The sequence below is a fragment of the Kaistia soli DSM 19436 genome (assembly GCF_900129325.1).
In the GTDB taxonomy this organism is placed as follows: Bacteria; Pseudomonadota; Alphaproteobacteria; order Rhizobiales; family Kaistiaceae; genus Kaistia; species Kaistia soli.
The window spans coordinates 520956-542785 of the sequence record NZ_FQUP01000002.1; the positions used below are offsets into that span (position 1 = coordinate 520956).

Annotated in this window: 14 protein-coding genes; 4 read left to right on the plus strand and 10 right to left on the minus strand. The window is 64.4% G+C overall.

Annotated elements, in window-relative coordinates:
• Positions 1-12: 12 nt before the first annotated feature.
• The 4 genes from BUB39_RS11955 to BUB39_RS11970 all read right to left on the minus strand — a co-directional run bounded on the left by BUB39_RS11955 (position 13) and on the right by BUB39_RS11970 (position 4468).
• Positions 13-1260 (minus strand): hypothetical protein, encoded by a 1248-nt coding sequence (locus BUB39_RS11955; protein WP_210187076.1) that lies wholly within the window; start codon positions 1258-1260, stop codon positions 13-15.
• Between the two features lie 76 nt (positions 1261-1336).
• Complete coding sequence (locus BUB39_RS11960) at positions 1337-2335, minus strand: zinc-dependent alcohol dehydrogenase (protein ID WP_073053460.1); 999 nt, start codon at positions 2333-2335, stop codon at positions 1337-1339.
• Between the two features lie 5 nt (positions 2336-2340).
• Positions 2341-3663, minus strand: coding sequence for a histidinol dehydrogenase (hisD, locus tag BUB39_RS11965; protein ID WP_073053463.1), 1323 nt, complete (start codon positions 3661-3663; stop codon positions 2341-2343).
• 61 nt (positions 3664-3724) lie between these two features.
• Complete coding sequence (locus tag BUB39_RS11970) at positions 3725-4468, minus strand: SDR family NAD(P)-dependent oxidoreductase (protein WP_073053466.1); 744 nt, start codon at positions 4466-4468, stop codon at positions 3725-3727.
• Between the two features lie 168 nt (positions 4469-4636).
• Here BUB39_RS11970 and hisC point away from each other — a divergent pair, with 168 nt between their 5' ends.
• Complete coding sequence (gene hisC, locus BUB39_RS11975; RefSeq protein WP_073053468.1) at positions 4637-5731, plus strand: histidinol-phosphate transaminase; 1095 nt, start codon at positions 4637-4639, stop codon at positions 5729-5731.
• Between the two features lie 121 nt (positions 5732-5852).
• Positions 5853-7853, plus strand: coding sequence for a N,N-dimethylformamidase beta subunit family domain-containing protein (locus BUB39_RS11980; protein ID WP_073053470.1), 2001 nt, complete (start codon positions 5853-5855; stop codon positions 7851-7853).
• 97 nt (positions 7854-7950) lie between these two features.
• Here BUB39_RS11980 and BUB39_RS11985 read toward each other — a convergent pair whose 3' ends face one another.
• Positions 7951-8706 carry an alpha/beta fold hydrolase gene (locus BUB39_RS11985; protein WP_210187061.1) on the minus strand — a complete coding sequence of 252 codons (756 nt, stop codon included), beginning with the start codon at positions 8704-8706 and terminating at the stop codon, positions 7951-7953.
• A 76-nt stretch (positions 8707-8782) separates the two neighbouring features.
• On the opposite strand from BUB39_RS11985, the gene BUB39_RS11990 reads away from it, so the two are divergent.
• Positions 8783-9238: a MarR family winged helix-turn-helix transcriptional regulator gene (locus BUB39_RS11990; protein ID WP_073053472.1), complete on the plus strand. Its 456-nt coding sequence runs from the start codon at positions 8783-8785 to the stop codon at positions 9236-9238.
• Between the two features lie 225 nt (positions 9239-9463).
• Entirely contained in the window at positions 9464-9982 is a 519-nt protein-coding gene (locus tag BUB39_RS11995; RefSeq protein WP_073053474.1) for a Dps family protein, read from the plus strand.
• A 123-nt stretch (positions 9983-10105) separates the two neighbouring features.
• Here BUB39_RS11995 and BUB39_RS12000 read toward each other — a convergent pair whose 3' ends face one another.
• The 5 genes from BUB39_RS12000 to BUB39_RS12025 form a co-directional block, all read right to left on the minus strand.
• Positions 10106-15301: a trifunctional serine/threonine-protein kinase/ATP-binding protein/sensor histidine kinase gene (locus BUB39_RS12000; RefSeq protein ID WP_084527274.1), complete on the minus strand. Its 5196-nt coding sequence runs from the start codon at positions 15299-15301 to the stop codon at positions 10106-10108.
• Positions 15302-15516: 215 nt separating this feature from the next.
• Positions 15517-17811, minus strand: coding sequence for an FdhF/YdeP family oxidoreductase (locus tag BUB39_RS12010; protein ID WP_073053477.1), 2295 nt, complete (start codon positions 17809-17811; stop codon positions 15517-15519).
• A gap of 176 nt (positions 17812-17987) precedes the next feature.
• A complete protein-coding gene (locus tag BUB39_RS12015) occupies positions 17988-19175 on the minus strand; it encodes an MFS transporter (protein WP_073053479.1) in 1188 nt (395 codons plus the stop codon).
• A gap of 147 nt (positions 19176-19322) precedes the next feature.
• Entirely contained in the window at positions 19323-20438 is a 1116-nt protein-coding gene (locus BUB39_RS12020; RefSeq protein WP_073053482.1) for an FAD binding domain-containing protein, read from the minus strand.
• Between the two features lie 193 nt (positions 20439-20631).
• A complete protein-coding gene (locus BUB39_RS12025) occupies positions 20632-21825 on the minus strand; it encodes a cupin domain-containing protein (RefSeq protein ID WP_073053484.1) in 1194 nt (397 codons plus the stop codon).
• Positions 21826-21830 lie beyond the last annotated feature (5 nt).

Consider the following 21830-nt stretch of genomic DNA (forward strand, 5'->3'; position numbering starts at 1 on the left):
GCCTCGCGCGAGTCAGGCTGGGTCAATGGAGTCGAAGAACGCCGTCATCAGATCGCTGCCTCTATCCGGCTCAGACCCCACCATGACCGCAACACCGAAGGCGATCGCCGAGGACGACGGATTGTGAGTGGCCGCGCCGGCCCGGAGGTTCATCACCAGCGTCGGGCACAGGAAGAGGGCGTTGCGGATCACCTGCCGCCAGTCGCCCGGCAGTAGCCCGCGCGTTCGCAGCAAGGCAAGCAGCGGCCGCCAAACCTCCGCCGCCTTGGCATGCAGCAGCCGCTTGCGCACCGCCGAGAGATCCCAGTCTGTCTCGATGGACAGGATACCATCCCGATAATTGGCGCGCGTCTGGTAGCGGCGCTCCGCCTCAGCCGGCTCATAGAGCCAGAACGGATGGGCAAGGCAATTGTGAAACGTGGCCTTCACCTCCGCCAGGAGGGCGGGGACGTTCTCCCCTGCGAAAGCCGGGTCGAAATACATGAGCCGCGGCTGCAAAGCGTCATCGAGGTACCAGACATTGGCATTGTGGGCGTCGCCATGGGCGATCACGCCGCCCGCATCGGCGAGGTGGCGCGGATCAAGGCGGTGAAGCGCATCTTCGAACAACGCTCCCACCGACCGGCGATAGGTCGTCCCGTTGAAGCAGATCCTTGCACTGGAGAACTCGTCCCATGAGAGGTCTGCGCCGGGAAAGCGGAAGCGCTGGCCGATATAGAACTGCCGGTACCGCCCGCCTGGAGCCAGTCCCGTGGAGGGATCGATCATGCGTTGGTGAAACAGCCGGTGGACCGGTTCGGCCTCGGATTCTGCCGCGGTGATCGGATGAAGGCTCCGTTCGAAGACCCTGAAGATCTCGCCGTTGAGAGCCGTTTCGGCCGCGATTGCGCGATCCTCGGCCGCATCGTCCAGTCCTATATCAAGACGGCGCAGGACATCTGAAAAGCGTGGGTCGGTCCGGCGGCGATAGATCAGGATTTGCTCGCCGGCCATCACCGACTTGTAGACGGGCAGATCGATCGGCAGCCCCGCTTCGGCAAGAATGTCGGCGCGATAATATTCGCCCGCCATCGCCTCTTCACCTTCCTCTTGGTGAAACTTGAAGAAGTAGTCGGCACCGGCGGAGGTCAGGAAGCCGTTGAGCGAGTTGAGGCTGTACTGGTCGCGATTGATGATGACATCGGTGATGGGAATCTTGAAGAGATCGGCAATCAAGGCGGCGATCAGCCGCCGTGCCTCGCCGTCGTCTTCGCGGGCCATGGCCCTGATCGCGGCCGTGCGGCTGTCGGCTTTGGCTGTGTTCATCAACTGGGGCTGATCTGTCATCGTGATAGCGTCACCGGTGTGGCAGGACGATTGACTTCAGGCCCGTCGCGGCGCCGGCAATGATCCGCTCATAGGCGCGTGGAACATCGTCGAGCGCATATTCCGCATCGATCCACCGAAGCAGAATGTCGGCATGCCGGCCGGCCAGTACGGAGGCTTCGATGAGATCGTCGGTGGTGAAGGCGTGGCATCCGTAAAGCGTCGTCTCCTTCTCGACGAGGAGGTTGGGGTCGAGCGCGACGGTGCCATGCGAAATGCCGACCAGCGCCAGCCCGCCACCCGAACGCATGCCCCGAATGACGGTCTCGATCACAGCCACATTGCCACTGGCGTCGAAGACATGTCCGATCGTGGCAAGCAGCTCCTCCGTCAACTCGACGACGCGCGCGCCGATGCTGTCGGCGACCAGCGCGGCGCGAGCCGCGTTGCGGTCTGTGATCAGGATCGGCCCGTCATGGGCAGTGGAGAGAATCAGCGCAATCAGGCCGCCGATCGTGCCGCATCCGACGACCAGGACGGGCTCGCCTTGCGGAGGGGCGAGCCGCCTGACGGCATGGAGTGCGACGGCCAGCGGTTCGGTCATGGCCGCGGCGCGCGCATCAATGGACGGATCGATCCTGTGCAGCAGGGATGCGGGCAGCACGACCTCTTCGGCGAAGCCGCCGTCGCAGGCCTCGCCGACGAAGCCGAGCGACCGGCAGATATTGTTGCGCCCGGCTCGGCAATGATCGCATGTGCCGCAATAAAAGCGGGAATCGACAGCGACGCGATCGCCGATCGCGAGGGTCGCGACCCCCTCACCGAGAGCCAGCACTTCGCCGGTGAGTTCGTGCCCGGCGATGTGAGGCGGGCCGCTCAGCCAGCGTCCCGTGAGATAGTTATGGATATCGGAACCGCAGATTCCGGCGGCCAGCACCTTGAGATGGGCCTCCCCGGCTCGTGGCGGGGGCGGGGGGCCGACCGCCTCCACCGAGAGCGTGCGAATGCTATGCAGCCTGACTGCCTTCATCACGATCAGCGCTTCAGATAGGCGTCGCGCATCTCGGACACCGCGTTGTAATGCGACGAGAAGCCTTCATAGCGGGCAAGCGTTCGCGCGTGGCGGGCGAAGAGCGGATAGGCGTCGGCCGTCACATAGCCGATCGATGAGCGCTTGACGAAGTCGTGGACCGAGAGCGGACCCCAAGTGCGTGCCCAGCGGCTCGTCGGAAGGACCGCGTTCGGCCCGAGGCCGAAATTGGCGATGGTGACGGGCGTGTGCGGCCCCATCAGGATTTCTGCTGCCTCCGTGATCCGGCCGAGATAGGCGAAAGGGTCGGTCGAGAGGATCTCGAGATGCTCCGGCGCATAGTTGTTCACAAAAGCGATGCTCTCCTCGGCGCTCGCGGTCAGCACGATGCCGCCATAGCGTCCGGTCAGCACCGCCTTCGAGAACGCGACGCGCTGCTCGGTCATCCGCGCCCAATGATCGGGAAGCGCGGCGAGAGCCTCCTCCGCGACCCTTCGGCTATGCGTGACCAAAAACGCTGACGAATCCGGCCCATGCTCCGCTTCGACCAGGAGATCGAGGGCCGCGAGGCCGCCATGGACGGTGTCATCGGCCAGGATCACCGCCTCGGAGGGCCCGGCCGGCAGCCCCGCATCGATGACCCCGGCCAGCACGCGCTTGGCGGCGACCACCCAGGGACTGCCGGGGCCGACGATCTTGAGCGCTTTCCGCACGGTCTCGGTGCCATAGGCCACCGCAGCCACCGCCTGCGCGCCGCCGCATTTGTAGACCGTGTCGACGCCCGCGATGCGCGCGGCCACCAGCGTCGCCGCATCGACAGAGCCATCCGCCGTTGGCGGTGTGATGATGGAGATCTCGGGCACGCCAGCGACAACTGCCGGCACCGCTGTCATCATCGTCACCGAGGGAAAGGCGCCCTTGCCGCGCGGAATATATAGGGCAACCGACCGGATGGGCGTGTAGCGATCGCCGGCAAAGCCGCCCGGCCGGATCTCCTTCAGCCACATCGCCTCCGGCTTCTGCTCCTCGTGAAAGAGGCGGATGTTCTCGACGCCGAAACTGATCGCCTCGATGACCTCGGGATCGACGGTCTTGAAGGCACGATCGAACTCTTCCTCGGTCGCTTTCAGCCGGCCCGACTCCACGGACGCCTTGTCGAGTTCCCGCGCGAAGCGCACCAGCGCCGCGTCGCCCTCGACCCGAACGGCCTCGATGATCGGTTTGACCTTCTCGACGAAGACGGAAAGGTCGGATTCCGATCGCTTCAGAAGCGCCTCACGGGCTGCTCCATCAAGGTGTGCCAACTCGTGGAAGGAGACATTGGACATCGTGTTCTTCTCTGGACTGTGCTTGGGGCGCCGACCGCTGATGCCAAAGCCCGATTCAGGTTCAGATGCTGGCGAGATAGCCGCCGTCGACGGGCAGGCACTGGCCGGTGATATAGGCGGAAGCCTCGCTCGCGAGAAAGACGGCGACGCCCGCCAGGTCTTCAAGCTTGCCGAAGCGCCGCAGCGGAATCTTGGCGATCATTGTCTCTCGCCAGCTCTCGGAGGCGTAGAAGCCGTCGGTCATCGCCGTATGGAAATAGCCGGGCGCAATCGCGTTGACACGGATATCGAGCGATGCCCATTCCGCAGCCAGGGCGCGTGTCATGCCGAGCAGGCCCGATTTGGACGACGTGTAGGGCGCGGCGGTGGGAATGCCGACATAGGAGGTGAGCGAGCAGAGATTGATGATCGAGCCGCCGCCGCCCGTCTTCATCTCCCTGGCCGCCGCCTGAGCGGCGAAGAACGCGCCTTTGAGATTGGTATCGACGATAGCGTCCCACTGCGCTTCTTCGATATCAAGCGAAGGACAGACCTCTTCGTAGCCGGCATTGTTCACGAGAATGTCCAGCTTGCCGAATTTGACGGCAGCATGGTGCACGGCCGCCCGACAGGCGCCCGTATCGCGCACGTCGAGCGCAATGGCGAGTGCATTGCGGCCTGTCGCCTCGATGGCGGTTCGGGTTGCGTCGAGATCCGCGATGTTCCGCGCAGAGATGGCGATGTCGGCGCCTGCCCCGGCCAGCGCCTCGGCGATTTCCCGACCGATGCCCCGGCTTGCGCCGGTGACGAAGGCGTATTTCCCCATCAAGGCGAAACTGACAGTCAAGCTCTGTCTCCCTCGTTGGCAATCACCGAATCCCCTCGGGGGACTTGCTCGACATCCCGTCGAATATGTATAGACATACATCCATAGGCGTCTGGGCCTGTCAACTGCGAATTTTCGGCTGCGGCGCTCGGAACGGGAAGCATATCGATGCATAAACTCATTCGAAGCGAAGTGCGCGAATTGTCCCCCTACAATGCGGGACTGACCATCGACGAGGTGCAGGCGCGCTATCATCCGCCGCGGATCGCGAAGCTCGGATCCAATGAAAATCCGCTCGGCGCGTCGCCTCATGTGACAACCGCGCTGGCATCGCTGGCGAAGGCAGTTGCCCTTTATCCGGACCCATCCGCTCGAACGGTTCGTGTCGCCTTGGCCAAATCGCTCGACATCGATGCAGAGGCGATCATTCTCGGCAACGGTTCCGAGGAACTGATTGCCGCGGCATGCCGCGCCGTCCTCGATCCTGGTGACAGGATGGTGACGTTCTATCCCTCGTTCCCCCTGCATGAGGACTATGCCACGACGATGGGCGCGAATGTCGAGCGCGTCAGCGTCGAGGCCGATTTCTCCGTGCCGCTCGACCGGCTGATCGCGGCGGGTCGCGGTGCCAAGATGATGATGTTCTCCAATCCAATGAACCCAGTCGGCACTTGGCTGGAGACCGGAGCGTTTCGCAAACTGGTCACGACTCTCTCGCCGGAGACGCTGCTTGTGGTCGACGAGGCCTATTTCGAATATGCAGCAGGCGAGGTTGATTTCCCTTCTGCCATCGACATGCTTCGCGGTTCGGACCTCAATTGGCTGGTGCTGCGGACTCTCTCGAAAGCCTACGGCCTCGCCGGCCTGCGCGTTGGCTACGGCGTATGCAGCAGTCCGGAACTGAGATCTTTCCTTGATCGCGTGCGGACACCGTTCAACAGCAATGCGGCAGCCCAGATGGCGGCGCTCGCGGCGCTTGCCGACCTGGATCATCTCGAGCGGGGCGTTGTGCATAATCGAAGCGAGCGTGTGCGGATCCGGTCTCTCCTCGCCGACAATGGATTTCGCGTCGCCCCATCCAAGGGCAATTTCCTGTTTGTCGACGTGCGCCAGCCGGCGAGCGTGGTCGCGGAGGCCTTGCTCACGCGGGGTGTCATCATCAAGCCGTGGCGACAGGCCGGCTTCGATCATTTCATCCGGGTGAGTATCGGATCGTCCGACGACAACGACTTCTTCGTCCGGTCGCTATTGGAGGTCGTTTGAGCCGAGTTGGCCGCCGCGATCGATCATGGCATCAGTATCGATGACGACTTCAATGATCACACCGAGCTATGTCCCGACATCATCTGTGGATTCCCGCGCCAATGCCTGATCGAGCGAGCTGATGCGCTACCGCGTCGAGCACCGGGCCATGCCCATCGTCGGCTATGTCGAGCCGTGGACAGGGCCTCCGGGAACACGCTCGCTCAGCGCTTCGTCCGATCGCCCTATCGACGCCGTGAGAATCCGGCGGCTGGACCGTGACGACATGCCGGCGATCGATTGGCCGGTGCGGACGGCCAGAGCCGCAGAGCATCAAGTGTTTGCGCGCGGCGCCTGGGCCTCCATCGAACGCTACGAACACCTTGGCGCGATTGCCAATCTCAGTTTCGAGATTCTCCTGACCCGCAATGTGGGCCGCAAGGTTCTCTTGGACGGGGGCACCTTCCAGCTCGTCATCAAGGGCGGGGCGCTGGAGCTCGAGGTGGGCGGCCACAAGACCCAGTTGGTTGAATTGCCTTCGCGCGAATGGTTGCGTCTTGAGCTGAACTGGCACGAGGGGAGATTGACGGCGAGCAGCCTGAATGCCTTCAAGCCTCATCTCTCGAGCGCAGCATTCGATGCGCCGCGACCCATGATCATCGCCTTGTTTTCCGATGTGAAAGAGTCCGTCGCTACCCTCAACGCGCGACTGGGAAGGATCCAGCTTTCAGGCGCAGACGGCGTCGCCGACTGGGTGTTTCCAACTCTGTTCACTGAGGCGCCGATGATCGCTGCCGGAGCGGCGCTCCGCCTTCGTGGAGGCCCAACCTTCTGCGTCTGCTCGGCGCGCTGGGATGGCAGCGTGCTCGATCCGCGTCTTGCTCCGGACCATTACGACGCCTTACATTTCCACGAAACGGATATGGAGGGGTTGGATTGGCCGGTAAACTATACAGTCGAGATTCCGGATGGCGCTGAAAGCGGCGTCTACGCATTCGAACTGATTTCGGCAGACATCAGCGAGCGCATTCCATTCTTCGTTGCCACAAGCCATCCCGCCGCCGCGCTGTTGTTCGTGGTCCCGACCTCGACCTATCTCGCTTATGCCGACGAATACCTTCCTCCCCATCTCTATGAGTGGATAGGAACGGACGGGGGTCATGTCTTCGCGCGGGACAATGAGCTTCGGTCGCTCTACGACTTTCACGCCGACGGCAGTGGCGTGTCGCTGGTGTCGACGCGAAAGCCCAAGGCGACCCTGCGTGATGATTATAAATACCCGCTTTGCGGTGATCCGCACAATCTCCCGGTCGATCTGCATTTCCTGAAGTTCTGCGCGCGTCATGGCATTGCTGTCGATGTCGCGACCGATGCCGATCTTCATCGCGAGGGCGCCGCGCTCCTCGGCCGCTATCGTGGCGTGATCACAGGCAGCCACCCTGAATACCTTTCGGTCCGAATGGAGCAGGCCTATCGCGGCTATGTGGCGGGCGGCGGACGGCTCGCCTATCTCGGCGGCAATGGTTTCGCGGCCGTGGTGGCTTACCGTGATGAATGGATGGAACTCCGCCGCGGTCCCACACAAGCCGGCCGCACCTGGGACGGACCCTTGGCCGAGATGAGCCTCGCCCTGACCAACGAGCCAGGCGGATATCTCAGAGACCGCGGCAAAGGCGAACATCGCCTTGTGGGGGTTGGCATCTCCCTGATGGGGTTCTCGTCGGCCTTGCCGTTTCAACGCAGGGAAGCCAGCTTTGCGAAAGGCTTCGAATGGTTGTTCGCGGGCGTCGCAGATTGTTTCGGCGATTCCGGGATCGTGCTGGGCGGTGCCGCGGGCTACGAGGTCGATTCGGTCAACTACCCCTTGGGCAGTCCGCTCGATATCGTCATTCTGGCTACGGCGACGGGCTTTCCGGACGACTATGTCGATGATCCTGGCAGGTGGTTTGAGGCAGGGAACGAAGACCGGCGATCGCAACGGCGCGCCGATATGACGTTCTGGAAGCATCCGTCCGGCGGCATCATATTTTCCGCCAGTTCCGTGTCCTTTCTCGGCGCGCTTCCCGGCCAGGGCGAGAACAATGACGTGGGCACGCTGACGATCAATTTGCTTCGAGGACTTGAGCAACGGGACGTCTTATGATTGCGAGAGGCCGAAGTGTCGAAGGTCACCCAATGAAAGCTTTCATGGCTCATGACTAAGGCCAACCGGAAAATATCTCGCGGCCATCTAGTCGTGTTTACTGTCGGTTAATAAATTCGTCGATCAGGGCGAATGTCGCCTCCGGTTGTTCAATATGCGGGAGGTGACCGGCTCTATCCACCAAAGCGAACCGCGCATTCCCGAATGCCTGGGCCATCGCGCGCCCATAGGCTGGCGTTGCTATGCGATCACTTTCCCCCCAAATCACCAGAGCCGGGACCATGACGGCGCTTAGGCGCCCGAGCAGATCTGGATCGGCCATACGAGTCCCAGCCAACACTCGTAGCGTCGCGATATTACCTTGCGTCGAGGCTCGCCGCTCGGGCGGCAAAGACAGCGGATCGACAAAGAACCGATCAGGGTCGTGATACGAATGCTCAGCGATCTGACGAGGCGTCAGGCTGAAAAAGTTCACAACCGGCTGTCCCGGAACTTCCACCCCGACACTATTGATGAGCACCACCCGATCAATTCGTCGTTGAGCATCGCGGAGAGCCATTTCGGCCGCAATCCAACCGCCCATCGACGAGCCAATCACCTTGACGTTGCTCAAGTCCCGCTGTTCCAGCTCCCGCAGATATAGGTCCGCCAGATCAACCACGCTGGAAATCGAGGTGGGCCGCGATGTGCCGTTCCAACCAGGATGAGTCGGCGTCAGCACCAAGCCCGTCGAAGACAGATGCGTTGCCAAGCCAGCCACGGTCGACGGTCCTCCACCGCCATGCAGCACGAGGACAGGCGCGCCATGACCCTGTTCGATCATCGTGATCTCCATTTTCGGCGTGGTCATCATCCACTCATTGCTTGATATCAACATATTTATATAACTACTCTTATATCAAGCGGATGGCAAGTGTGGAGAACGCGATATGTCGATGGACCTCGAAAGGTTGGGTCGAAAAATCAAAGCCGCACAGCACCGGCAGCACCGCACGCTGGATGCCGCGTTGGCACCCCTCGGAACAACCATCGTGCAGTGGGACGCACTCCGCGCAATTGGCGCGAGACCCGCTGCATCGGGCCATGAACTGGCGCTTGCGACATTTCAGACGGATCAGGCGTTTGGCACGCTGGCCACCAGGCTCGAAGCACAAGGGCTCATTGAGCGCCGCGCCGGGGAAGGCCGCCGTATTGACCACCGGCTGACGTCGGCAGGAGCCAGAATGCTCGATGCCGCTAACAAGGTCGCCAGCGATATCCGCGTTCAAATGTTTGCATCGCTCACGGATACGGAACGAGCAACGCTCGGGGCATTGTTGGACAAGCTCTTGGCGATGGCTGAGCCCGGACAGCTTCATCCCGCCAAACGGCCATCACCGCGATGATAGACGGGCTGACCATCGCCGCACTGCTCACGAGCGCTGTCTGGCGCCCGTAGACTTGATGGCTGAGAGCTGGGCCTAAACCCTCGTATAGGCCGGCCAACCGAACAGCCGATTTCGGCGGATCGCCGAGGCTTCTATTGCTGAAGCCGTGATGACAGCGCGTTTTGTGGCGAGCCCCGCCGGATGTCGCTGCCGCGCTCAGCCCCTGCTCAAGGAGAGAGTTCCATGACCACCCTCACGGCGAAGACGCGGCAGATCGCCCCGCTCCGCACGCCCACAGACCTCGGCGAAGAGGCGACGCGCGACATTGCCGCCGCCCTCACGACCTTGCTCGCCGACGTCTTCGCGCTCTATCTGAAGACCAAGAATTTCCACTGGCACATGTCGGGCCCGCATTTCCGCGATTATCACCTGATGCTCGACGATCAGGGTGACCAGCTCTTCGCGATGACCGACGACATCGCCGAACGGGCGCGCAAGGTTGGCGGCACGACGCTGCGATCGATCGGCCATATCCAGAGGCTTCAGCGGATCGCCGACAACGATGCCGCCTATGTGACCGCACAGGACATGCTCGCCGAACTCGCCAGCGACAATTTGCAGATCACGGGATACCTCCGCGCGACCCATGCGGTCTGCGACGAGTACAACGACGTCGCCACCGCCAGTGTCATCGAGAACTGGATCGACGAGAGCGAACGCCGCACCTGGTTCCTGTTCGAGGCGACGCGCTCACAGCATTGAAGTCGCCAACAGCGCGCTCGATGTGGATGAGCGGGACCTTTCGCGCGTTCCGCTCGCCGCTTCGCGCCGTCGATCTGATCGGCGTGATCGCAACGCTGGGCAATCCGGCTGCCGCAGGAGTGATCAGGATCCCATCTGGTGCGGCTCAGGCATCAGGCCGAGGGTGAAGGAGAAGGCGGTTCCCTCGCCGCGCCTCGATCGCACCTCCAGCGCGCCGCCATGAGCCTCGATGATCGAGCGACAGATCGCGAGGCCGACGCCCATGCCAGAATTCTTTGTCGTGAAGAAAGGCTCGAAGATGCGCTGGAGCATGTCGTCCGCGATGCCGGACCCCGTATCGCTGATGGCGAGGCAGATCGACCCCTCCTGATGCGTCGTCTCGACGACGAGGCGCTTCTCGCCGAGCGGCGTCGCCTCCATCGCGTGGATGGCGTTGGTGATGAGGTTAAAGATGACCTGCTGCAACTGGACCGGATCGGCGAGTACGACCCCGCGCGATGCGCCCATGCGACGGACGACCGTAACCTGATGCGTCTCCAATTCATTCGACGTCAGGCGCAGCACGTCCTCGGCCACGGCTTCGAGCCTGACGGGCGAGAAGGCTGCGGGCGCACGCTTGGCTAGTGATCGCAGTGATTTCACGATGCCGGCCGCGCGCAGCCCCGCAGCGCGGATGCTTTCCAACCCGCTCATCGCCTCGCCAAGATCCGGCTCCGCCCGGTTCAGCCAACGGATGGCGGCATCGGCATTGGCCACGACGGTCGCAAGAGGTTGGTTGATCTCATGCGCGATCGAAGCTGCAAAGCTGCCCATCGCCGTCATCTGCGATGTGCGCGCCAGTTCTGATCGCGCTTCGCGAAGCGAAATCTCGGCCTGCGCGCGAAGGGTGTTCTCGTCGACCAGATCTCGGTAGAGCCTGGCCGTGTCCAGCGAAATCGCGGCTTGCGGCGCCAGCACTTCCAGCATCGCCGTCCGGTCGGGCGTGAAGACGTTCGCCGCAAGGCTGTTCTCGAGATGGAGGACACCGACGAGGACGCCGCGCTTGATCAGCGGCAGGCAGAGCAACGAGCGCATGCCCCGCTCGTCCGATCCGGCCTTGCGCAGATGCGGGAGCTCGGCAAGGGCATCGCCAAAGACAACGGCCTTCCGCGTGCGCATCACAGTGTTCAGAACTGCCAGCGGAAGATCTCGGTCGGTAGGCGGAGACGTCCGGATATCAACCTTGACGTCCCGATGCTCGACGCGCGCCGTCGCCTCGATGAGTGGCTCGTCGTCGTGGATGAGCAGGAGCAGGCCGGTCTGCGCGCCGGCATGGATGATCATTTCCCGCATCAGTGTGCGGATGACCGGTTCGAGCCCCACTTCCTCGGCCAGCACCTGGGCGGATTTCGTCATGGCGGCGAGGTCGAGTGCGCTCTGTCCCTCATTTTGCTGCGAAGGCGGCTCGATCTCATCTCTCAGCCAGGGAAAGTCGCTGTGCAGATGCGCGACCTTTCCATCGGCGCCCCACTGGCGATAGAGCCTTATGGCGGCAAGGGCGTAGCCTTGCGCAGCAATGTCCAATCCCTCTTCTGACAAGTGGCGTGCCGCGAGTTCATGGGCGAGAGCCTGCTCGTGGATGAAGCCCGATGCCAGCGCGGCCTCGGCGGCCTGCGCGTAGAGCTTCTGCGCCGCTAGGCCGTGGCCGGCGAGCCGCGTCGCCTCCGCCTCGAGCAGCAGGGACTTGCTCGCGAAGGTCGCCGGATTGAGCGTTCGCCAGGCCGCGAAGCGGGCGCGGGCGCCGGCCATACGCGCGATGGCGTCCTTTGGATCGGTTCTGGCGCGTGGTGACCGCGCGATCGCCAATGCGAGGAACAGGCGGCAGCCGGCACCGTCGATATGGGCGGGAACAGCGCCGATCAGGCTTTCGGACGCTTCGAGATCGAGGATTGCGCGGTCGATATCGCCGAAGAAGAACGCCGTGATGCCGGCATAGAGGTGCACCCAGAACTGTGTCGGGATGGAGACGATCGGATCGGGCGGCACCAGCGCGCCGGCGTCATAGTCTCCGGAGACGAGCGTATCGACCAGGCGCAGTTGGGCGCCGAGGATGAGTTCGATGTCCCTGTAGTTGATCTGACGCGTCCAGATCAGTCCCTCCTCGATCTCGGCGCGGGTGGAACGCAGCGGTTCGCCCAGGATCAGTAGGTCGGAGGCGACGTGGTTGCGCGCATAGCAGGCCATGCCGAGATCGCCGGCCGCCTGACCGGCTGCTGCCGCCTCGCGGGCGCGGGCAAGGGCGAAGCCGAGAGGCTTCGTCCAGACCGCGACCTGATCGAGGGCAATGAGCGCTGCCGTGCGCTGCGCCTCATAGCCATCGCGCCGGGCGATCGCCACGGCCGCGGCGGCATAGGCCGCGCCGTCCTCATAGGCCTCGTAGTGATGAGCGCTGAAGACACCGAACCAGGCCAGTCCGTAGGCCGATTCAGGCGTCATGCCATGATCGAGCGTCAGTTCGACAATCTTGATCACGTGCAGAAATCGCAGTTCCCCGTCGACGAAGGCCGAAGCGATCAGCGTGGAGAGGAGAGAGAGTGCCGAGCGCCGCGTGGCATCCTGCATCTCTGGCAGGGCCGCGATCTCCGCCATCGTGTGGCGATCGAGCTTCGCGCGGCAGGCAAGGTAGGCCTGCCTCAGATGTTCCGGATCCGGCGAGCGATCGAGATCGATGCCAAGCAGTTCCAGTCCGGCGAGCGCAGCGTCGATGGCACGGCGATAGTCGGATTGGATGGTATGGGCGATGGCCTTCAGGCGGAAGGCCTCGGCCCGGTCGAGCGGCTGACTGGTATCCTCCAGCAACCCGTCGATTGCCCGCAGCGCTTCATCTGCGGCCGAGAGGGCGAGCAGGCAGTCGCAATGCAGCAGCTCGACATCGAAGAAGAGGCGCTGATGGCTCCCGCGCCACTCCGGCGGCATCATCCCCCTCGCCGTCAGCAAATAGCTCGCGGCCCGGGGAATCGCGCCGGCTCTGCGCGCACGTCGGCCCGCCGCCGACAGGATGCGGACGAAGGACAGCCTTTCCGCCTCGCTGAGCATGGTCCGTTCGCCGCGCTCGATCTGGCTGGCGATGTCGAAGGCGAGTTCGGCGTGATCATCCCCATAGAGCGCGATCAGTTGCCGGGCGATCGCGGTATGTGCCGCCGGCCGGTCCTCCTCGGGGGTCAGCGCATAGGCCGCCTCCAGAACGCGGTCATGCGCCGCAGCATAGTCGGCGCCTTGATGGACGAGGAGGCCGCTTTCGGTCAGCAGCCCGGCGATCTCATCCAATTCGGCCCGGCGCCGACCGAGCAGGCGCTCCAGCAGCGCTGGGGAGCAGCGACCCCCGGCGCAGGCGAGCAGGCGCAGAAACTCCCGCTGGCCTTCAGGCAGGCCGTCGAGCCGGTGAAGCATGAATTCGCCGATCGAGCGCTGCTGCCCGAGCCGGCTTTGATCCCATGCCCATCGCTGTCGCTCGGTATCGAAGGACAAGATCTTCTCGTCGACGAGCTTTCGCAGCAGCTGTCCGACATAGAAGGCGTTGCCATGGGTCTTGCGATGGATGATGTCGGCAAGGGGCGCGACATCGGCCGAGGCGCTGTCGAGCGCGCTGGCGAGAAGCTCGCCCATATCGGCGGACGAGAGCGGCCGCAGGGTGAGTTCCAGCGCTGGAACCGATCCGGACCGCGCACTTGCGAGGAGGGCGACCAGATCAGGGCGATCAGCAAGTTCCTCGGTCCTGTAGCTGCCCATCAGCAGCACATGCGGGGGCGCCTCGCTCAGGAAGGACTTGACGACGGCGAGGCTTGCGTCGTCGGCCCATTGCAGGTCGTCGAGGAAAAGGACGAGCGGGGCCTCAGGCCGTGCGATCGCGGCAACTGCTTGAAGGATCACGCGGCCGATCCGCAGTTGTGTGAGGGTCGCCGACGCGTCGGGCAAGGGGGCGCTGTCGCCGAGTACGAACGCGGCCTCGGGCACCATGTCGACCAAGAGACGGCCATAGCCGGCCAGGTCGGCGATGAGCCGCGCGCGAATCGATTGGAGGACCGCGGCGTTCTCGCTGAGAATTCGTCCGATCAGGGAGCCGAGCGCCTGCGTGAACGGCGCATAGGGAATGTCCTTCTGCAGAAGGTCGCTCTTGCCGATCGCGAACTGAAAGTCAGCCGGCAGGATCTTCGACAGTTGCTCGACCAGCGCCGACTTTCCCATGCCGGCCTCGCCGGAAATGAACACGACCTCCATCCGGCCCAACTGGCGGACGCGCCCGACTGCGGCGACGAGATCGGCGCGTTCGCGTTCGCGGCCGAACAGGCGCTTCGACAGCGAGGTCCTCGGCGAAAGGTCGCCGCGACCTACGGCGAACACGTCGACGGTTCCCGTCCCCGACAGCAATGCGCGCGCATGCTGCAGGTCCGCGAGCAGCGTATCGGCGCTCTGGTAGCGGTCGTCCGGGTCCTTGGCGATCAGCTTCAGCAGGATGGCGTCGATCCCGGGCGGGGTGTCGGTACGCACGAGACTCGGCGGCGGCACGGCGATCGCGACATGGGCGTGCAGCCACGCGGCAATGCTGTTCGCCTGCAGCGGCAGGCTTCCGGTCAGGACTTCGTACAGTATCACGCCGAGCGCATAGAGATCACTGCGGGCATCGCAATGCGGATCCTGTCGCCGCGCCCGCTCCGGCGCGGCATAGCCGATGTCCGGAACCGACAAAGCCTCATCGCCGGTGATGGGGGGAAGCGCGGCAGCGAGGGAACGGCCGAACCCGGCGAAGCGCAGGCTGCCATCGTTGTCGACCAGCACGCGTGCCGGATGCAGGCTGCCATGTACGATACCGAGCGCGTGCAGCTTTGTGAGCGATCGGGCTGCCGCCAGAGCGAGATCGATGAACCGCTCGAGCGGAAGCGTGCCGGCGGCGATATCGGCAAGGGTCGCTGCGTCACGGGCCGGATAGACGAGGATGACCCGCTCGCGATGGCCGATCTTCTGCGGCAACTCCGCGATGGTGATGTCGAGCAGGCTGACCAGCGCCGCCTCGTGCTCGAGTCGCGCGGCGGCGGGCGTGCCATGGGCCGTGCTCAGAATGCGCCAAGATTGGCCGTCCGGCTCGCGCCCAAGATGGATGTCGACCCCGTCCTCGGTCCCTTCCGGCGAGACAGCGAGACGGCTCCACCATATGCCGTCGATGCGGTCGAGCCCCGGGCCCGGCGCAGCGACATTGTCCACGTCGCAAGATGCGCCTGGAAGGTCATCGCCTGGCCGCGTCGTCCCACGACCTGGCTGACCGAGCTCTTCCTCGATGCGCATGCGTCCGTCTCCCAGGGGATCTCGATATGGGCGGCGACGTGATTCAGTTTGGCGGCCTGGCCGCGTGTCAGCACTCCCTATTGCAAACAAGACGGGCAGGAAAGAGCAAGGCCCGCGAGACAGGCAGCTATCCCTGAATGGTAGTGGACGCCGATGGCGAGCGCGGCGGGCGTTTGCGGCCTCGGCTCTCGGCACGCGGCTCTCGGCCGCAGGTTTCAGCCGGCGGTCCTTGACGGAGCGACGCGCACGAGCCGCACCGGGATTCCTTTCGACGCCGGCGTGAAACTCTCGGGATCATGGGCATAGAGCGGGATCAGCGGATTGGTCTCGGGATAATAGGCGGCGCAGCCGCCATCGGGAAACGCATAGGGCACCACTAGAAATCCGCGGACCGCGCGCTCGATGCCGTCATTAGAAAGAGTGATGATGTCCACCCGGTCATCGGCCTCGAGGCCGCGCTTCGCCATCTCGCCGGCATTGAGGAAGATAACGTCGCGCTGGCCGTAGACGCCGCGATACCGGTCGGAAAGCGAATAGAGCGTCGTGTTGTACTGGTCGTGGCTGCGGACCGTCGTCAGCCACAACATCGCGTCGTCCGCCTCGGCGTCGTCCTCGCAAAGCCCGGCACAGACCAGGAAATTGGCCTTCCCCGTCGGCGTCGCCCAGATTCGCTCGCGCGCCAGCGAGTTGAGGTGGAAGCCGCCCGGCTGCCGGATGCGCTCGTTGAAGCCCTGGAAGATCGGAAAGACGGCCTCGATGTCGTCGCGGATGAGCGCGTAATCGGCGATCCGGGCCTCCCAGTCGACCTTCGATGAGGCTCCAAGAGTTGCGCGTGCCATGCCGGCAATGATGGCCGGCTCGCTCCTGAGGTCGGACGATGCTGGTGCATTATGTCCGCGGGAGGCATGCACCATCGACATCGTATCCTCTACCGTCACCGCTTGCAGGCCGGTCGCCTGAAGGTCGCGTTCCGTCCGTCCGAGACAGGGTAGGATCAGCGCGTCGCGGCCATGGACGAGATGGCTGCGGTTCAGCTTCGTCGCAATATGGACCGTGAGGTCCAGCTTGCGCATCGCGGCCTGGGTCTGCGTCCAGTCGGGAATGGCGGCGGCGAAGTTGCCACCGAGGCCGATGAAGACCCTGACATCGCCGCGCAGCATCGCCTGGAGGGCGGCGACGACATTATGGCCGAAGGCGCGCGGCGGCTCGAATCCGAACCGGGCCTTGAGCCCGTCGAGCAGCGCGTCGGAGGGGATTTCGGTGATACCGACCGTGCGGTCGCCCTGCACGTTCGAATGGCCGCGCACGGGGCAGATACCGGCGCCCTCGCGACCGACATTGCCGCGCAGCAGAGCAAGGTTGGCGAGTTGCTGGACATTCTTCGTGCCGTGGCGGTGCTGGGTGATGCCCATGCCATAGACGAGGATCGCCCGATCGGCTTTGGCATAGACTGCCGCCGCCGCCGCGATGTCGGCGCGGGCGATGCCGGACCGGCGCTCGATGGCGTCCCAGCTGGTTGCTTCGAGATCGGCCAGCAACGCGTGGAGGCCGGCGGTGTGGCCGCGGATGAAGTTCCAGTCGAGCACCGGTTGCCGATGTTCGCGCCGTGCCGCCGCATCCGCCTCGACGAGGCACTTCATCAGACCCTTGATGAGCGCGACATCGCCGCCGATCTTGACCTGATAGAGGCGTGAGGAGATCGGCGTCGAGCTCAGTGTCGCCATCTCGACGACGCTCTGCGGTGACTGGAAGCGTTCCAGCGCGCGCTCCCGGAATGGATTGAACGACAGGATGGCGGCGCCGCGGCGCGAGGCGTTGCGGAGCTCGGTCATCATGCGCGGAGAATTGGTGCCCGGATTCTGGCCGAAGATAAGGATGCAATCGGCCCGGTCGAAATCTTCGATGACGACGGTTCCCTTTCCGACGCCTATCGAGGGCGGGAGGCCGACGCTCGTCGCCTCGTGGCACATGTTCGAGCAGTCGGGGAAGTTGTTTGTGCCGAACTCGCGGGCGAACAGCTGGTAGAGGAAGGCTGCTTCGTTCGATGCGCGGCCGGACGTGTAGAACTCCGCCATGTCGGGGTCGGGCAGGGCCTTGAGGTGCTGCGCCACGAGGGCGAAGGCGTCGTCCCAGCTCACCGGCTGATAGCGATCGCTGGCAGCGTCATAGCGCAAGGGATGGGTGAGCCGTCCCTCCATCTCGAGCTCATAGTCGGAGAGACGGGCCAGGTCGCTCACCGTATGGGCGGAGAAGAACGCCGGCGTGCAGCGTTTGGTCGTCGCCTCCCAGGCGACGGCCTTGCCGCCATTCTCGCAATATTCGAACCGCGAGGTGTGCTTCGGCTCGCCCCAGCCGCAGCCGGGGCAATCGAAGCCGTCCGGCTGGTTCATGCGCGCCAGCGTGGCCATGCCGGAAACGGCGATGTGCTGCTCGACGAGCGCCGTACCCATGGACTTGAGCGCGCCCCAGCCACCGGCCGGCTGGTGATAGGGACGGATGGACTTGGCCATGGCGGGCTCCTTCATTGCACAGGACAGCGCGGGGATGGGCGACTGCCCGCCACCTTTGCTCTGCGGCCCATTATGGCGAGGATCTGCAGCGGAGACATGATCCGCTGATCTGGCCTTGGCAAACCAAGGTATGAGTGCCGCGAACCGGAGTGACCGACCGAGCGTCGAGGGCGGTGCTAGCGTCTCCGCCAGGCGAGCACCTGCATCCCGGCGGCGACAGCCGAGAACGCCGTGCCGAGCGCACTGACCCAAAGCCAGCCGCCCACGGTCCAGGCCAGCGTTGCGCTCGCGGAGCCGACGGCCCCGCCGAGAAACATCGTGCCCATGAGGACGGTGTTCAGTCGCGCCCGCGCCGCTGGATCCAGCGAGAACACGATATGCTGGTTGGAGACGAGGGCGCTCTGGATGCCGAAGTCGAGCAGGATCACGCCGAGAACGAGACCGGGCATCGTGGTCCAGACGCCGAATACCAGCCAGGCGACGAGCGTCACGATCGCTCCGAGCACGACGACGTCGTCGGGGCCCTTTCTGTCGGCGAAGCGGCCTGCAATCGGGGCGGCGAGGATGCCGACGGCGCCGACAAGGCCAAACAGTCCGGCAATCCCGGCGCCGAGGCCGAAGCGGGGCTCGGCGAGGTGAAAGGCGAGAATGGTCCAGAACGCCGTGAAAGCCGCGAACAGCGCCGATTGCGTCAGCGCCGCCAGGCGGAGCGGCGGGTATTGCCGCCACAAATGCCAGATCGAGCGCAGCAGCTGCGGATAGGTCAGCGTCGATTGCGCCCGGCTCTTCGGCAGGACGACAATCATCAGGACGCCCCCGGCGACGGAGAGCGGCACGGCGAGCCAGAACATCTCGCGCCAGCCTGTCCCCGCGGCGACAAGGCCGGCAAGGGTCCGGCTGAGCAGGATGCCGGTCAGGAGACCCGCCATCACCGTGCCGACCGTGCCTCCCCGCTGCTCCGGACGGGCGAGATGGGCGGCGAAGGGCACGATCTGCTGCGCGACGGTGGAGCAGAGCCCGACCGCCAGCGACGCCAGAACCAGGAGCATGGCATTGGGCGCCAGCGCCGCAAGGGCCAGCGCAGCGGCGAGGAGCAGGAACTGCACGACGATCAGGCGCCGGCGTTCGACGAGGTCGCCGAGCGGAACGAGCAGGAAAAGCCCCGCAGCATAGCCGAACTGCGTGGCGGTGGGGATGGCACCGGTGAGTCTCCCGGGCAGATCCTGCTCGATCAGTGCCAGCATCGGCTGGTTGTAATAGATGTTGGCGACGGCGAGACCGGCAGCCGTCGCCATCGCGTAGGTTGCTCCGACATGGAGTTTCGATCTTGCGTTGGGATCGTCGGTGGCGCGAACAGTGGTCATGGATTTTACCTCTCCAGGGAAGTCGACCGTTCGAGGTCGCTTTGCTGCGTTGATGACCACAGTGGGCCGGCGGTGCATCTCGCGACATCGGTCCTTGATTTCGCCGGGCCATACGATGGTTTGCAGGATGATCTGGCGACGCCGCCGCTAGCCGAGTGCGGCGCCGAGCCGCACGCCATAGGCCACGACGGCGCGGTCGATATCGAGGCGCGAGCGCTCATAGGCTGCGAGTGCCTCCGGAAGATCCGGATAGCGAACGAGCGCATCGCGAAGCGCGAAGGCATCGCCCGCGGCCTTGGCGACGCCCATCGCCGTATGCGGCCGCGCGACGAAGGCGGCGTCCCCGAGCAACGCGACGCCGTCTTCGACCATTCGTGGCGCGTTGTAATCGAAGATCGCGTGCACGAAGGGGCGCGGCTCGGCTAGGACCGCCGCGGCGAAGGCCGGCGGCAGGAGGTCAGCCGCGTCTGCATGCAGTCTTTCGACCGCCGAGCGCGGAACCTGCGGCGGCGCCAGCGAGAACGGGTGCACCTTCCCGTCAGCGTCCGTGAGAACCGACGAGAGTTCCGTCTCGGAATAGCGCCGATACCAGACCCAGTTGTAGCGGCGGCGTCCGGGCTCGACAGAGCCGTCGGCACCTGGCACGAGATAGCCGAGGATGTGCGAGCCGGGCATTTCATAGAAGGCGAACCGTTCGAACAGCGTCTCGGCAGCCGCCGCCGGCATCGCCGCTTCAGGCACCAGGCCGCGCCAGGTGGCATAGCCGACATAGCGCGGGCGGGATTCATCGCCCGCCACAGCGGCGCGGATCCGCGAGCCGATGCCGTCCGCGCCGATGACGAGGTCGGCGCGCTCGCCGGTGCCATCGGCATGGCGCAGGATCAGCCCGGCGCCATCGCGTTCGACCCGCTCGATGCCGACACCGCCTTGGTAACGCTCGCTCGGGATCATCGCCCTGAAGGTCCGGAACAGCGTGTCCCAAGACAGCTGCGTCTGTGGCATGCTCTGGCGCGAGAGGATTGCGCCGGTCCGATCGAGATAGATCCGCTCTTTCGCCGTTACGCCGAAACGGGCGAGATCGACCCGCCCGATCTCACGCAGCATGTCGAAGACTTCGCGCTGGGCGACGAGGCCGGCGCCTCGTCCATCGAGACCGTGGATCGATCGTTCGCGGATGGAGATGTCGAACCCTTCGCGCTGCAGGAGCGTCGTGACGAAGAGGCCGCCAATCGAACCGCCGACGACCAGAATATGGGGGGACATGATTGTCTTCCGATTCAAGAATGGCGCGCGAGCGCGGCCGGGCCAGCATGGGTGTCGGTAGCGCGCGTTGGCACGGCCGCACCGGTTAAGGGGTCGGTGAGCGATCGGCATGCCGATCGGGTATGGATGAATGGGCGATGACGGCCGCAGGCGATCGGTGCCTGCGCCCCGTCAGGGCTGGCTCGGCGATAAGTCAGCGCAGCAACGTCGTGTCGCCGGTTGGAATCGTTTCGATCTCGGTGCCGGAGAGCCCGGTATGGGCGGCGACCGCCTGTTCCGGGAGCGCCCGCAGCCACTTGTTCAGGGAGATTTCCTGGAAGCTCGGCGCGACGAACATCTCCAGGAAGACGAGGTCTTCATCGCCGGTATTCTCGATGTAGTGGCCGGCCATCTTGGAGACGAAGCCAACGTCATTGGCGTTGAAATCCATCGTCCGCGCGGCTTCCTGGCCCGGAAAGACGGTCATCCTGCCTCTGCCCTTCAGCCAGTACTGCCATTCGCTGCCATTGGGATGCCAGTGCATTTCGCGGATGCAGCCCGGCCGCACTGTCACGATGGCGGCGGCGATCTTCTGCGACGCCGGGAAATTCCGAGAGTCAATGATTTTGACGCTGCCCGCTTCGCTTTGCTTGGTCGGCGTCATGGAGCCAGCCTTGAATGTGTAGCTAAGCTCCGGAGCCGGCGCGAAGCGCCTGACATCGGCGAGCTCATCGGCAAGCGACTTTGCCGGCTCCTCGCTGGCGAAGATATAGAGCGGCTCGCCCTTCGGCAGCTTCGCGATCGCTTCGGGCGGGAGACGGAAATTCCGCTCGAGGATCTCAGGCGGTGTGTGCTTCAGCCAGTCCGAGAGGAGCAGCGTGCTCTCCTCCGAGAAGTTGCCCTGGTTGAAGACGAGCAGGAATTCGCAGCCGTCGTCGCCAAGTGCCTGGATCGAATGCGGCGCGCCGGCCGGGAACAGCCAGAGGTCGCCCTCGGAAACATCGTCGATGAACATGGCGCCATCAGGTGTGAAGACGGTCACGCGGGCACGGCCGGAGAGCATGATCGCCCACTCGTCGGCAAGATGCCAATGCAACTCGCGGAAGCTGCCCTTGGTCAATCGCATGTTGACCCCGGCCATGTCCGTGGAGATCGGCAGCTCGCGTGCGGTGACCTGATGTGTCCAGCCGCCTTCCTGAATGCGGCGATGCGTCAGATCGAAGGAATACCAGAACGGCTCGACGACACCGTGGTCGGTCGGAGGGGGGATGTCGGAATTCGGATTGAGCTGGACAAGGCGGGTGTTTCGCGGACCCGGATTGCTGGCGGAGATACCGTGTTCAGCCTTGTCGGTTTCGAGCGAGAGGGTGCCATAGAGTGAGCGCTGATCATCGGGGGATGTAGACATCGCTT